The 14,572-nt window shown below is 59.4% G+C and carries 12 protein-coding genes; 3 read left to right on the top strand and 9 right to left on the bottom strand.

Going from position 1 to position 14,572, the window contains the following annotated elements; genetic code table 11:
* The first annotated feature begins 177 nt into the window (after positions 1-177).
* Positions 178-414, top strand: a complete 237-nt coding sequence (locus tag FEM54_RS08960) for a DUF6124 family protein (protein WP_138450496.1) — start codon at positions 178-180, stop codon at positions 412-414.
* A 288-nt stretch (positions 415-702) separates the two neighbouring features.
* Here FEM54_RS08960 and FEM54_RS08950 read toward each other — a convergent pair whose 3' ends face one another.
* From FEM54_RS08950 to exaC, 9 genes are all read right to left on the bottom strand, one after another.
* A complete protein-coding gene (locus tag FEM54_RS08950) occupies positions 703-1,473 on the bottom strand; it encodes a LexA family transcriptional regulator (protein ID WP_138450494.1) in 771 nt (256 codons plus the stop codon).
* Positions 1,474-1,687: 214 nt separating this feature from the next.
* A complete protein-coding gene (ppa, locus tag FEM54_RS08945; protein ID WP_003176323.1) occupies positions 1,688-2,215 on the bottom strand; it encodes an inorganic diphosphatase in 528 nt (175 codons plus the stop codon).
* Between the two features lie 93 nt (positions 2,216-2,308).
* A complete protein-coding gene (locus tag FEM54_RS08940) occupies positions 2,309-3,139 on the bottom strand; it encodes a M90 family metallopeptidase (RefSeq protein WP_138450492.1) in 831 nt (276 codons plus the stop codon).
* A gap of 6 nt (positions 3,140-3,145) precedes the next feature.
* On the bottom strand, positions 3,146-3,799 hold the full coding sequence (locus tag FEM54_RS08935; protein ID WP_017136026.1) for a DedA family protein: 654 nt from the start codon (positions 3,797-3,799) through the stop codon (positions 3,146-3,148).
* A 313-nt stretch (positions 3,800-4,112) separates the two neighbouring features.
* Entirely contained in the window at positions 4,113-4,571 is a 459-nt protein-coding gene (locus tag FEM54_RS08930) for a GNAT family N-acetyltransferase (RefSeq protein ID WP_138450490.1), read from the bottom strand.
* 92 nt (positions 4,572-4,663) lie between these two features.
* Positions 4,664-5,497, bottom strand: a complete 834-nt coding sequence (gene eutC / locus FEM54_RS08925) for an ethanolamine ammonia-lyase subunit EutC (RefSeq protein WP_138450487.1) — start codon at positions 5,495-5,497, stop codon at positions 4,664-4,666.
* Positions 5,494-6,888, bottom strand: coding sequence for an ethanolamine ammonia-lyase subunit EutB (locus tag FEM54_RS08920; RefSeq protein WP_138450485.1), 1,395 nt, complete (start codon positions 6,886-6,888; stop codon positions 5,494-5,496). The genes eutC and FEM54_RS08920 overlap by 4 nt, the downstream gene beginning before the upstream one ends.
* A 64-nt stretch (positions 6,889-6,952) precedes the next feature.
* The gene (gene eat / locus FEM54_RS08915; protein ID WP_138450483.1) at positions 6,953-8,386 is read right to left on the bottom strand and encodes an ethanolamine permease; all 1,434 of its coding nucleotides are present in this window, start codon (positions 8,384-8,386) and stop codon (positions 6,953-6,955) included.
* Positions 8,387-8,570: 184 nt separating this feature from the next.
* A complete protein-coding gene (gene exaC / locus FEM54_RS08910; protein WP_058420203.1) occupies positions 8,571-10,091 on the bottom strand; it encodes an acetaldehyde dehydrogenase ExaC in 1,521 nt (506 codons plus the stop codon).
* A 271-nt stretch (positions 10,092-10,362) separates the two neighbouring features.
* Between exaC and FEM54_RS08905 the strand changes: the two genes are divergently transcribed.
* Together FEM54_RS08905 and FEM54_RS08900 are read left to right on the top strand one after the other, a co-directional pair.
* Positions 10,363-12,273, top strand: coding sequence for a sigma-54-dependent Fis family transcriptional regulator (locus FEM54_RS08905; RefSeq protein WP_138450481.1), 1,911 nt, complete (start codon positions 10,363-10,365; stop codon positions 12,271-12,273).
* A 171-nt stretch (positions 12,274-12,444) separates the two neighbouring features.
* Positions 12,445-14,572: hypothetical protein (locus FEM54_RS08900; RefSeq protein ID WP_138450479.1), on the top strand; the 2,128-nt coding region annotated here is incomplete at its 3' end.

Here is a 14,572-nt window from a genome sequence, read left to right as displayed (position 1 = left end):
CGCATAAGCAATTCATGAGTCAGGCACCCCTTCGCCTGCATCTTATGGTGGCTGTGCGCAGGGCACCTCCGGGTGCGCCGGGTTCCCAATCGACCGGTCGACTAACCTGCGTACAGCTGCCGCCTTTCGTTTAGTCGCGGATCTTGGCAGCTCCAAATTATCGATTGGAGTTTTGCTATGGATAACGTTGTTTCGGATTTGCCCTCATCGGCTGCGACCAAACCATTTACTGTTAATGAAGAACTGAGCTTTGAAGATGCCTGGGTGCGCGTGGCCGAGCTGCTGCAGTGCGCGGTGGCTACGTCGCAGGCGCTTGGTGAACCACTGGGGGCGCCGCACAGGGCGGTGATGCATTTGGTGGAGATGGCGAAGATGGTGGCGGATCGGGCTGTGGAGTGTATGCAGCCTGGATAACGCACCAGAGAGGCGGGTGAGGCAATAAGCGGCTCCAGTAGTCCGACAACTGTTGGACTACTGGATTGTGATTCTTACAGGTATTAAAAAGCCGGCTTGTGGCCGGCTTCTCGGGGACTGCCTCAGCTTGTTTTTGACAAACCTCACCAGCCTTCAAATCGCTCAGCCCACATCGAGTCTGGCTGAATAGTAGGGGCATCAGCGGGAACTCCTCCGCATCGCCAAGCAGGGTGGATAGCGCAAAGCCACCCCCTGCCAAATGTGGGCGGCATGATACCCACATTCACCTCAAATGCCTACCTCCGGGTCCGATTTAGAGCCTTCCCAGCCCAGCAGGTGTTCGTCCAGTGGGACGGGTCTGCGGTTGTTGAGGGTGGACCACCAGAACACCCAGCCGACGATCCCGAAGTTCTGTTCAAAGCGTTGTTCGTGGGTGAGGTATTCGTCCGGGTGTTCGCTGGCGTTGTGGCTGCGCATGCGCAGGCCGCCGCCGGGGCGGTTGTAGAGGTATTTGATGCGGAGCATGCCGTCGTGTTCGACGGCGTAGATTTCGCCGTCGGTGATTTGGCTGCGGCCGCGGTCGATGGCGAGGGTGGCGCCTTGTTGGATGATGTCGGTCATGCTGTTGTCGACCATGTAGGCGCCTACCGCGCGGTCGGGGTGTACGTTGAGGGTTTCGAGGGTGTGCAGGGAGACGCGGATGCGCTCGGTTGAGGTGAATGTGGGGTGGAGGGCGATCTCCACGTCGATTTTTTCTGGGAGGCGGGCGGGGCCCGTGAGGTACTTGCCGCTGTCTTCGCGGGTGGCGATGCCCTTGCTTGGGTCCGGGCCTTCCAGCAGGAAGTTGGCCGGCGGGTGTTTGAGGCCTTCGCCGGTGCGCAGCCAACGGCTGGAGACGCAGAGCAGTTCTGCGATCTCGTTGAGTCGGCCCATGGGCACGCCGCGCTTGAACCAGTTGTTCACGTGTTGAGGCGTGACACCACGGTTCTTGGCGAAGTCGGAGGCGGAAAGATGAACTTCCCGCAGTAACGCTTTTAGTCGATCACCTGATGTATTCATAAACGCAGAGTTTACTGGCCGGTAAAATACATCAAATAAACTATGTGTTGAGTTTCGCGTGTAGGGATTTGCTTAGTTGTAGTCTGATATGTCAGTTATCTAATCTTATTAAACGTTCCGAATTAAACATTGAACTTGGCGTTTAATTTTTCCCACAAAAAAAGCCCCGAATCGTCGGGGCTTTTTTGATTGCCGGGGCAATGAGGAGCGGGTATCAGCCTTTGTAGGCAGCGACCGACTTCATGATCTCGGCGCGGGCGGCGTCTGCGTTGCCCCAACCGTCGATCTTCACCCATTTGCCTTTTTCGAGGTCTTTGTAGTTCTCGAAGAAGTGCTTGATCTGTTCCAGCAGCAGTGGCGGCAGGTCGGTGTATTCCTTCACGTCCACGTACAGCTGGGACAGCTTGTCGTGTGGCACCGCGATAACTTTGGCATCGCCACCGCCGTCGTCGGTCATGTTCAGGATGCCGACTGGGCGCGCGCGAATCACCGAGCCTGGGGTAACCGGGTAAGGGGTTACTACCAGCACGTCGAGGGGGTCACCGTCGTCAGCCAGGGTGTTAGGGATAAAACCGTAGTTGGCCGGGTAGAACATCGGGGTGGCCATGAAACGGTCAACGAACAGGCAGTCGCTGTCTTTGTCGATTTCGTATTTGATCGGCGCGTGGTTGGCCGGAATTTCGATGGCGACGTAGATGTCGTTCGGCAGGTCTTTGCCAGCCGGAATCTTGCTGTAGCTCATTGGGCGGTGCCCCCGTAGTTGGCCATGAAACATGGCCGGATTGGCCTAAAAGTGGCGGCGATTATAGGCATATTCTGACGCCGATGCCATGCGTCAGACGTCGTGTGGCGCCAGCGGTTCAGTCTGGTAGCGGGCATCGCCGGTTTGCAGTTGGTGCAGGCGGGCCAGCGGGTCCTGGCGATAGAAGCGGCTCAGTTGCGCGTACACCCGGGGGTAAGTGCCGACCAGTAAATCCGGGGCACTGAAGAAATACTCACTGGTGACGGCAAAGAACTCCGCCGGGTTTTCGGCGGCGTAGGGGTCGATGTCGGTCTCGGCGTCCGGGTTGGCATCCAGCTGGCGGTTGAGGTCGTCAAAGGCGCTTTGCATCACGCTGGCCCATTCCTGCACGCGCATGTCGTGGTGCAGCGGCGGCAGGCCGTTGGCGTCGCCGTTGAGCATGTCCAGCTTGTGCGCCAGCTCGTGGATCACCAGGTTGTAGCCTTCCCACTGGCCGCTGGCCAGTACGCCGGGCCAGGCGAGGATCACCGGGCCTTGCTGCCAGGCTTCGCCGCTGTGCTCACCGTCCCACTCGTGCTCGACGCCGCTGGCATCGCGATGGCGCTGGGGGCTGAGGAAGTCGTCGGGGTACAGCACGATTTCGTGAAAACCCTGATACCAGTCGAGGTCGCCCAGGTTCATCAACGGCAATTGTGCCTGGGCGGCGAGCAGCAGGCGCTGTTCCTGATGCAGCTCGACGCCGGGCAGGGCGGTGAGGTGCTTTTCATTCAGGAACACCACGCAGGCTTCGCGCAGCCACTGGTCCTGCTCGGCGCTGATGCCGTCGAGGAAGGTCAGGTGGTGGCGCACCCGCTGCCAGGTGTCATCGGCAATCGGGTGCTTGGCCAGCAGGCGCCGGCGACGCCAGGCGCTGAGGGACCACATCGCGGGTTACTGCGGCTTGGCTTCGGAACTGCGGCCAAAACGGCTGCGGACCACGCCGATGATCATTGGCACCAGCGACAGCAGGATGATGAACACCACCAGCAGCGAGAGGTTCTTTTTGATAAACGGCACGTTGCCGAAGAAGTAACCCAGGGTGACCAGGCCGCCAACCCACAGGATGGTGCCGAACACGCTGAACCCAAAGAAGCGCGGGTAAGGCATTTTGGCGATACCGGCCACGAATGGCGCAAAGGTGCGCAGGATCGGCAGGAAGCGCGCCAGGGTCACGGTTTTACCGCCGTGCTTGTCGTAGAAGTCGTGGGTTTTTTGCAGGTAGTCGCGGCGGAAGATTTTCGAATTCGGGTTGCTGAACAAGCGCTCCCCGGCCGTTCGTCCGATCACGTAGTTGGTACTGTCGCCGAGGATGGCTGCCAGCATTAGCAGGCCGCCCAGCAGAACCGGGTCCATGCCGCCGCCTGCGGCGACGGCGCCGGCGATAAACAGCAAGGAGTCACCGGGCAGGAAGGGCATGACCACCAAACCGGTTTCGCAAAAGATAACCAGGAACAGAATGGCGTAGATCCACACTCCGTAGTTTCTTACCAGCATGTCGAGGTACACGTCGAGATGCAGAATAAGGTCGAGCGGGTTGAAATCCATGGATGGCACCTGTGTGAATGGCCCGACTCAGCGGGCCTGTGCGGAAGCTACGGGTAAGTTAGGCTACAAGGTTATGTCGCGATTCTTACAACTCTGAGAGGTCCGCATTATACGGATTAAGAGGTGAAAAGCGTGTTGGTTTTGTAGCGGGGAGTGTCGCTGGTAGCAAGGCCCCACACCGACCTAAATGTTGCTCAGATGTAAATGTGGGAGCTGGCTTGCCTGCGATAGCGGTGGGTCAGCAAATGATGCATCCGCTGATACTTCGCTATCGCAGGCAAGCCAGCTCCCACAGTGGAGCGCTGGTGTTTTCTCAGTCCTCACTGATCGGCAGCACGAAGTTCTTGAACTCCGTATCTTCCCGAAAGCCGATCGACTCATAGGTCTTCTGCGCCACTTCATTGTCACTGCTGGTCGACACCCGCAGCCGCACGGCCTGGGTCTCCTTGGCCATCTTCTTCGCGGTGCGTATCAGGTTGTCGGCCACCAACTGCCGGCGGGCATCTTCGGCCACGTAGATGTCGTTGAGGATCCACACGCGTTTAAGCGACAGCGACGAAAAGCTCGGGTACAGCTGGCAGAATCCCAGCAACCTTTTGTCGTCATCATCCGCCAGGGCGAGGTAGATCACCGACTCTTTGCGGCGCAGGCGCTTTTCCAGAAAGGCCCGCGACGAATCCGGGAAGGGCAGCGCGCCATAAAACTCACGGTACTTGACGAACAACGGGGTCAGCAGGTCCAGGTGTTCCAGGGTCGCTTGAGTAATCCGCATGCCAGGCCTCAACTTCCAAATGGGGTATGACCACACAAGCGGCCGTGACTCGATGCTGCCTAATGACGCAAAAAAGCGCAATCGTGCAGCTATCAGTCATTGGGTGGGCTGAGCAGGAAATTGCCTTTCATCAGGTCAGGATCATCCGATTCAATGGTCTGAACCTGCGCCTCGTCCTTGAGGTTGACCCCCGACAGCTGCCGACGACACGCCTCTTTCATCAAATAAAGCAGGCGATGGGCGGCCATGACGTAACTCAGGCCCTCCAGTCGCACGTTGGAGATGCAGTTGCGGTAGGCATCGGTGAGTCCGACCTTGGGGTTGTAGGTGAAATACAGCCCCAGGCTGTCCGGCGAGCTGAGGCCCGGCCGTTCGCCGATCAGAATCACCACCATCTTGGCCCCGAGCAATTGGCCGACTTCATCGGCCACTGCCACGCGGCCCTGTTCCACCAGAATCACTGGCGATAAAGACCAGCCTTCAGCCTGGGTCTGTTCCTCCATGCGTGTAAGAAACGGCAGCGTATGTTTATGCACCGCCAGCGCCGACAGGCCATCGGCCACCACCACGGCCAAATCCACGCCGCCTGGGTTGGCGGCGGCATAGTCGCGCAGGCTCTGGGCTGACTCATCACTCAGGCGTCGGCCCAAATCCGGGCGTTGCAGGTACATGTGCCGGTCCACCGCAGCGCTGTGCAGCAACAGGCTGTCACGCCCGCGCTCGGCCATTTGGCTGCTCAGGCCCGCATGGTCGAAGGGCAGGTGTACCGCATCGCGTGCCTGGGCGTGGGCGAATTGAAAATCCAGCTGCGCGTTGGTGGGGATGCTGGTGCCGGTGCGGCCCAGGGCAATGCGCGCAGGCGTGAGGCGGCGCAGTTCCAGCCATGGGTTGTCAGGCAGGTCGAGTTGCACAGGCGGCTCCTTCATCCTAATTGCTTCAAGGCGTGGCGAAACGCCGGTGGCAGGCTGTTGCCAAAGTGCACCTTGCCGTCGGCTTGGGTGAAGATGCCCATTTTCGCCAGCCACTGCTCAAACTCCGGCGCCGGCTTTAAACCCAGTGTTTGCCGAGCGTACAGGGCGTCGTGGAACGAGGTGGTCTGGTAGTTGAGCATGATGTCGTCGGAGCCGGGGATGCCCATGATGAAGTTGATCCCGGCCACGCCCAGCAGGGTCAGCAGCGTGTCCATGTCATCCTGGTCGGCCTCGGCGTGGTTGGTGTAGCAGATATCACAGCCCATCGGCACGCCGAGCAGCTTGCCGCAGAAGTGGTCTTCGAGGCCGGCGCGGATGATCTGTTTGCCGTTGTACAGGTACTCCGGGCCGATAAAGCCTACAACCGTGTTGACCAAAAACGGCTTGAAATGCCGTGCCACGGCGTAGGCGCGGGTTTCACAGGTTTGCTGGTCGACGCCAAAGTGCGCGTTGGCCGACAAGGCGCTGCCCTGGCCGGTTTCGAAATACATCAGGTTCTGGCCCAAAGTGCCGCGATTCAGGCTCAAACCCGCTTCGTAGCCTTCTTGCAGCACGCTCAGGCTGATGCCGAAACTGGCGTTGGCCGCCTCGGTGCCGGCAATCGACTGAAACACCAGGTCCAGCGGCACGCCACGGTTGATGGCTTCGATGGAGGTGGTCACGTGAGTCAGCACGCAGGCTTGGGTGGGGATGTCGTAGCGCTGGATGATCGCGTCGAGCATCTCCAGCATGGCGCAGATCGAGGCGATGCTGTCGGTGGCCGGGTTGATGCCGATCATGGCGTCGCCGTTGCCGTAGAGCAGGCCGTCGAGAATGCTGGCGGCGATGCCCGCCGGTTCATCCGTCGGGTGGTTGGGTTGCAGGCGGGTCGACAGGCGCCCGCGCAGGCCCATGGTGCCGCGAAACTGGGTGACCACGCGAATCTTCTGCGCCACCAGCACCAGGTCCTGCACACGCATGATTTTGGAGACGGCGGCGGCCATCTCCGGGGTCAGCCCGGGCGCCAAGGCACGCAGGGAATGTTCGTCGGCCGCATCGCTGAGCAACCAGTCGCGCAGGCCACCGACGGTCAGGTGGCTGACGGCGCTGAACGCCTGTTTATCGTGGGTGTCGATGATCAGCCGGGTGACTTCGTCGCTTTCGTAAGGGATCAGCACTTCTTCGAGGAAGTGTTTCAACGGGATATTCGCCAGCGCCATTTGCGCCGCGACGCGCTCGCCGTCGTTTTGCGCCGCCACACCGGCCAGGAAGTCGCCGGAACGCGCCGGGCTGGCCTTGGCCATCACGTCTTTGAGGCTGTCGAAACGGTAGGTCTGAGTACCTACCGCGTGGGTAAAGCTTGCCATACAGTGTCTCCTTGGCGACGCGGGCTGCCCGTGAGTAAGGCGCCCGCATCGAGGTTTACGGCAGTTAGTGCAAGGCGGCCTCTGCGGCCTGGATCGCCGCGAATTCCTCTTCGGGCGTGCCTGCTACCAAGTGATGCCGGCTGTAGAAAGCAAAGTAAGCAATTAATACTCCATAGATGATCGCAGCGCCAATCACCACCCGTGGGTCCACCAGAAAGCCCGCTACCACGGCCACGCAGGCCAGTACCAGGGCGATGCCGGAAGTGAAAATGCCACCCGGCGTGCGGTACGGGCGGTCCATTTTGGGGCGGCGGATGCGCAAGGTGATGTGCGCGGCCATCATCAGTACGTAGGAAATGGTCGCGCCGAACACCGCCACCAGAATCAACAAATCACCCTGGCCCGTCAGCGACAGGCCGAAACCGATGATGCCGGGGATTACCAACGCCAGCACCGGCGCTTTGCTTTTGTTGGTCTGCGACAGCTTGCGCGGCAGGTAGCCGGCGCGAGACAAGGCAAAGATCTGCCGCGAATAGGCGTAGATAATCGAGAAAAAGCTCGCGATTAGCCCGGCCAGGCCAACCAGATTGACGAAGCTGCCCATCCAGGTCGAGCCGCCGTACGACAACGCCAGTGCTTCAACCAGCGGGTTACCCGATTTGATCAGCGCGTAGGTGCCGGCGCCGCCGGGCGCAATCACCAGAATCAACAAGGCAAAACTGGTCAGCACCACAATGGCGCCGATCAATCCGCGGGGCAGGTCGCGCTTGGGGTTCTTGGTTTCTTCGGCGGCCAGGGGCACGCCTTCGACGGCGAGGAAAAACCAGATCGCGTAGGGAATCGCCGCCCACACGCCAACATAGCCAAACGGCAGGAAGGTGCTGGCGCCCTTGGCCTCGGTCACCGGCATGTCGAGCAAGTTGGCGACGTTGAAGTGCGGCACCATCGACACCAGGAACACCCCCAAGGCAATCGCAGCGACGGCGGTGATCACAAACATCAGCTTCAAGGCTTCACCCACGCCAAAGATGTGGATGCCGATAAAGATGATGTAGAACGCCAGGTAAATCATCCAGCCGCCGATGCCGAACAACGACTCGCAATAGGCGCCGATAAACACCGCGATGGCGGCAGGAGCAATCGCGTACTCGATCAGGATGGCGGTGCCCGTGAGGAACCCGCCCCAAGGGCCAAAGGCGCTGCGGGCAAAGCCGTAGCCACCGCCGGCGGTAGGAATCATGGAAGACAGTTCGGCCAGGGAGAAACACATGCACAGGTACATGGTGGCCATGAGCAAGGTGGCGAGGAACATGCCGCCCCAGCCGCCCTGGGCCAGGCCGAAGTTCCAACCGGCGTAGTCGCCGGAGATCACATAGGCAACGCCAAGGCCGACCAGCAGCACCCAGCCGGCGGCGCCTTTTTTCAGTTCGCGTTGTTGGAAATAGTCGGTGCCGACTTTTTCGAAGTCGACGGAAGAGCCAGTGGGTTCGCTAGGCATGGGGAAGTACCGTCCGTTGTTATTATTGTGTGTAGCAAGCGAGATCGTTCCCACGCTCTGCGTGGGAATGCATCCCGTGACGCTCTGCGTCACCTTGCACCCGGCTTGAGCCTTGTGCAGACATCGGGACGCGGAGCGTCCCAGGCGGCATTCCCACGCAGAGCGTGGGAACGATCGGGGAGGGTTAGAAAAAGCCCAACGGATTAATGTCGTAGCTCACCAGCAGGTTCTTGGTCTGCTGGTAGTGATCCAACATCATCTTGTGGGTCTCACGGCCCACGCCGGACTTCTTGTAGCCACCAAACGCGGCATGCGCCGGGTACAGGTGGTAGCAGTTGGTCCACACGCGGCCCGCCTTGATCGCGCGGCCCATGCGGTAGGCGCGGTTGATGTCGCGGGTCCACACGCCGGCGCCGAGGCCGAACTCGGTGTCGTTGGCAATCGCCAGGGCTTCGGCTTCGTCCTTGAAGGTGGTGATGCTCACCACCGGGCCGAAGATTTCTTCCTGGAACACGCGCATCTCATTGGTGCCCTTGAGCAGCGTCGGCTGGATGTAATAACCACCGGCCATGTCGCCGGTCAGTTGCTCGACCTTGCCGCCGGTGAGCAGTTGCGCGCCTTCGCCCTTGGCGATTTCCAGGTAGGACAGGATCTTGTCGAACTGCTGCTCGGACGCCTGGGCGCCGACCATGGTGTCGGTGTCCAGCGGGTCGCCGCGTTTGATCTGCTCGACCTTCTTCATCACTACTTTCATGAAGTCGTCGTAGATTGACTCTTCAACCAGCGCACGGGATGGGCAGGTGCACACTTCGCCTTGGTTAAAGAACGCCAGCACCAGGCCTTCGGCGGCTTTTTCGATAAACGAAGGTTCGGCTTTCATGATGTCGGCAAAGAAGATGTTCGGCGACTTGCCGCCCAGCTCGACGGTGGACGGAATAATGTTCTCGGCCGCCGCGTGCATGATGTGCGAGCCCACCGGCGTGGAGCCGGTGAAGGCGATCTTGGCGATGCGCTTGCTGGTGGCCAGGGCTTCGCCCGCTTCTTTACCGAAGCCGTGCACCACGTTCAGCACGCCAGGCGGCAGCAGGTCGCCGATCAGCTCCATCAGCACGTTGATGCCCAGCGGGGTTTGCTCGGCCGGTTTAAGCACCACGCAGTTACCGGCGGCCAGGGCCGGTGCGAGTTTCCACGCGGCCATCAGCAGCGGGAAGTTCCACGGGATGATCTGGCCGACCACACCCAGCGGCTCGTGGAAGTGGTAGGACGCGGTAAGTTCGTTGATCTCGGCGCTGGTGCCTTCCTGGGCGCGGATGCAACCGGCGAAGTAGCGGAAGTGGTCGGCGGCCAACGGGATGTCGGCGTTGAGGGTTTCACGCACGGCCTTGCCGTTGTCCCAGGTCTCGGTGATGGCCAGCAGTTCGAGGTTCTGTTCGATGCGGTCGGCGATTTTCAGCAGCACCAGCGAGCGGTCCTGGGCCGAGGTCTTGCCCCAGGCGTCAGCGGCGGCGTGGGCGGCATCCAGTGCCTTGTCGATGTCTTTGGCAGTGGAGCGCGGGAATTCGGCGATGGGCTTGCCGTTGACCGGCGAGGTGTTAGTGAAATAGTTGCCGTCCACCGGCGCAACGAACTCGCCGCCGATGAAGTTGCCGTACTTGGCCTTGAAGGAAACGATCGAGCCTTCGGTGCCGGGATGTGCGTAACGCATGGTGGGTATCTCCTGCTTTTATGTTTATTGGAGTACAGCGGTGTTGCGCGTGATAAAGCGTAGAGCAAAGGTTGGGCCATCGCTTTACACACCTGTTAAATCAAGGGTTTGAGCTTTGTTGCGAGGTGTTGCGGTGACAAGGCTGGCACAGTCGGTGTGACAGTTTGTGCCATAAGCGATACACCCTGTGACCGGTGGGTCGGCGCGGGATTGCAATGGCCGGATGGCTGGGGGATGCTGGCTGCTCTCACGCAGGGAGAATAATAAGAACATGCACAACGATCATTTCAGTCGCCATGCTCAACAGGTCCTCACCGTCACCCGCGGGCAAGACCTCGCCCACGGCCCCGGCAGCGACCCGTCCATCGCCCGGTCCTGGTTGCGGTGCCTTGAGGACTATCACCTCGACCCCGCGCTGACCATGGCGCCCACCGTGCTGGAACACGGGCGCCTGCTGGAAAGTCGCGAGCGCTTGCAGCAAGTGCTGCGCATTGCCGGCAGTGAGATGAACAGCCTGCATCAACAACTTTCCGGCGCCGGCCATGCGGTGCTGCTCACCGATGCGCGTGGGGTGATACTCAACTGCGTTACCGCGCCGGCCGAGCGCAAGGTGTTCGAGCGTGCGGGGCTATGGCTGGGGGCCGACTGGAGCGAGGCGTGCGAGGGCACCAATGGCATCGGCACCTGCTTGGTGGAGCGCCAGTCGCTGACCATTCACCGCGATGAGCATTTTCGCGGCCGCCACACCGGTCTGACCTGCTCAGCGAGCCCGGTGTTCGATCCCCATGGAGAACTGCTGGCCGTGCTGGATGTGTCTTCTGCACGTGAGGCGGTGTCGCGCCAAAGCCAGTTCCACACCATGGCGTTGGTGAACTTGTCGGCCAAGATGATCGAAAGTTGTTACTTCCTGCGCCATTTTGAAAAGCACTGGCTGCTGCGCTTTCACTTGCAGGCGGAATCTGTGGGGTTGTTCAGCGAAGGGCTGCTGGCCTTCGACGGTGACGGACGTATCTGTGCGGTCAACCAGAGCGCCCTGAACCTGCTGGGCCAGGCGCGGGGCGGTTTGCTGGGGCAGCCGGTGGAAGCGTTTTTCGAATGCTCGCTGGACCAGTTGCTCGGCCGCGCCAGTGCCAATGCCACCGCCAGTTGGCCGTTGCGTACGCGCGATGGCCGGCATTTGTTCGCTGCGTTGCGTGGTCAGGCACGGAGTACACCGCCGGCGCCGATGGCCACGCCCGAGGCACCGCGCCTGCCGGGCATCTGCCTCGGTGACCCGGTGTTACAGAGTGATTTTCGCAAGGCCCTCAGGGTATTCGAGCGCGACGTGCCCCTGTTGATCAACGGCGAAACCGGCTGTGGTAAAGAAGCCTTCGCCAAGGCGGTGCATCAAGCCAGCCAGCGCGCCGACAAGGCTTTCGTTGCGCTTAATTGCGCCGCCATCCCGGAAAACCTGATTGAAAGCGAGTTGTTCGGTTATCGCGGCGGCAGCTTTACCGGCGCGCTGAAAGAAGGCATGCGCGGTAAATTACAGCAGGCCGATGGCGGCACCCTGTTTCTCGATGAGATAGGCGACATGCCTTTCGCGTTGCAAACCCGTCTTTTAAGGGTGCTGGAAGACCGCGTGGTGGTGCCCATCGGGGGCGCGCCGCAGGCGGTGGACGTCAGAATCATCAGCGCGACCCACCGCGACCTGTTAGCGCGTGTTGCCGACGGTAGCTTCCGCGAAGACCTTTACTATCGCCTCAACGGCCTTGAGATTGCCGTGCCGCCCTTGCGCGACCGCAGCGACAAAGCGCAATTACTGGCGTTTTTGCTGGCGGAGGAAGCCGCAGGGCAAGCGGTGGTGCTTGATGAGCCAGCGCGGCGCGCTTTGCTGGACTACGCCTGGCCGGGAAACATTCGGCAATTGCGCAACGTGTTGCGTACTTTGGCGGCGTTGTGCGAGGACGGGAAAATCAGCGTTGAAGACCTGCCGCCCATCATTCGCCAACCGCGCCCCGTGAGGGCTTTAGAGCCCCAGCAGGGGGGCGTTCTGGACGATGCAGAGCGTGTAGCGTTACTCAATGCACTCAAACAGCAACATTGGCACATGTCCCGCACGGCAGAAAGTTTAGGCGTGAGCCGGAATACGCTTTACAGGAAGTTACGTCGGCACGGAATTGAACGTTGTTCACACGCGTGATCTGCACGTTGTTACTGCAGCCCTCATAGTGCCCGCTTTTAGTCGCCCATGAGAGAAGTGGGTTGAAACGTTTGGATAAACCTTGCCTGATGTTTTTTGTGTGATTTGTATAGTTGTGAGCCACTCAGTCTCTGAATAGTTACTTGTTTTTATTCGGGTTCGGGTGTGGAAATGACAAATATTGAAGCAGTAAAAGTATCACCCATCTTATCCAGTACAGGGGCCGATGAGCCTCCTGCGGCTGGCGCCAGGGTTAGCACCGATAAAGCACATGATGAACGCAACACGGATGCTCAGGTGCCTGACACCCCCGAAACCCGGGCGGTGGCTGACGCTCAGTTGGCGAGGCCCTACGCGTTAGCATTAGCGACGCGCTCCTTTCACACCTCAATGGGGCCAATGGATGTTCAAGTGCCTGCGCAGTCCACACTCGGTCGTTGGCGGACCCAATTGGACGACGCCTTTAAAAGCCGGGGGTTTTTATCGTGGGCGAAAGAACAGGGCCTTGATAGCAAAAGCCTCAAAGTGGATCCGTTCGCCGGGGAATTGACGGAAATTGTAAATGGCAAGATCCACACTTTTTCCTTAGAAGACAATTCGGGTTGGTCGGACATCTCCAGGGTGCTGTTGTCGATTGCCAGGGTGATCGCTCCAAAGCCTGGGCAGGCGTTCAGTTATCCTTGGCCGGACGGTAAGGTGCCGCTGTACACGGTGGGTCGATTTTACGCAGAACCTATCGATCTCTCCCCTTCGCAAGCCGCCGCGCATCGAGAGAAACTGAGGGCCGGGTCAGCGTTTGAGTTCGCACCTGTGGGTCATGCGTCCCAGCGATCTGTCGAGGCGTTAGTGGAGCAGGGCAAGGCGCTGGGTGATGACGCTAATCGTCATGCACTTATCGCGGCGCTGAACGCCCAGGTAGACGATGCTGAAGGGAAAATAGATCTGAATAACGTTATGGTCCCGATTGACCGACGTTCAAGTTTATTTATCGAGGAGCAGCGCCGGGAGATAAGTGTTGCTCAGATGCTCGAAAATAAGGGGCATAAGCTACCTGGCAACCGTGCGCAGGCGCTTGGCTTGGCGAACGCACTCTCCTTTGACCTTGCCCATCGGATGCCTGGGGCCGACGGTGGGGGCGTCAGGCATATTGCGGGACTGCTGAATAAAACCGCGTTGCGCAAGATGAAGGCGGTAGTGGATCCGTGGAAGTTGAAACATGCAAGCCCGGCTCCTGATTCTCACGCAGGAGCCGGCAGTTTTATACGTAGCCTGATGAACAGGCCTGGGGCGCCTGCCCAGAAGATGATTCTGGACAATCCCTCATTGGCATTGGACCAGCTCATTCGGACGACCGATGCACAGACGTTGGGACTGGACATACAAAAAAGAATCAGCTCAGCAGAGTCGCCGACCGGTGCGATTGAGGCATTGACTGCGGCACTCTTGCAGGACCTTGATCCTAACCCGGATAAGTCATGCTTCAACGTGGCGGGTTATAACCTCTATCAACGCGACAATATGGGGGCTAGCGCTTCTGAGATTGTTAAACGTTTTACGACTTATCTTGAAACTAAGCTGGGCGCGGATGTGGCCCCTCTTGCTGCGCAGCTATTACTGTCCGCCGTCGCCCCTGAACTCAAAGTAAAAAATATTCCTCCCGAACTTGTTTTTGGGTCTTATACGTGGGCGGAATTTTCAATAGCGGTTGCACTGGTAGAGCAGGAAGATCGCGGCGGCGCATCGGGAAACATGACGTTTCGTCAAATAGTGGACTATGCCGATGTGCAACTTAATATCCTTGAGGATGAGGACGCGTTAGCAAGCATGTCGATCAATCCGCTTAGGGCGTGGGGGGTCGCTAACAAGGTGATAAAATACAGCCCCGACGGTCAATATACGCCCGAGGAAGTTGAGCAATCACAGCGCGTGTTAAAAAAGCAGAAAAGGGAGCTGGAATGGGCACGCACTGAGTTGTTGAAGCCGCCACCGACGCGGGAGTCGGAGGCGCTGTCTGAGTTCAAACGGGTGTACCCGGATGTTGATCCGACGAAGACAACCTTATGCAGTGTCATGGATAGCCGTTATATCGTATCGCCACTTGATGTCTATATGACGAAGCCTTTTGAGCCAGACAGGTGGAAGTCACGTGATGAAAAAGAGTTGCCTTGGACGCAGATGAAGTCTCGCTTTTCTGAGCTTGATAACAATATCGGTCAAACGTTTGCTGAGAAGTTTGAGGGCTATAAAAAGACTCAGGCCGCGGGGTGGGCTATTCAGTTCAAATATCAGGCGTCTTTGC

Origin of the sequence: Pseudomonas edaphica (assembly GCF_005863185.1) — a bacterium.
Lineage (GTDB): Bacteria > Pseudomonadota > Gammaproteobacteria > Pseudomonadales > Pseudomonadaceae > Aquipseudomonas > Aquipseudomonas edaphica.
The sequence above is the reverse complement of the archived record's forward strand: the minus strand, read 5'-3'. Positions and strand labels throughout refer to the sequence as shown.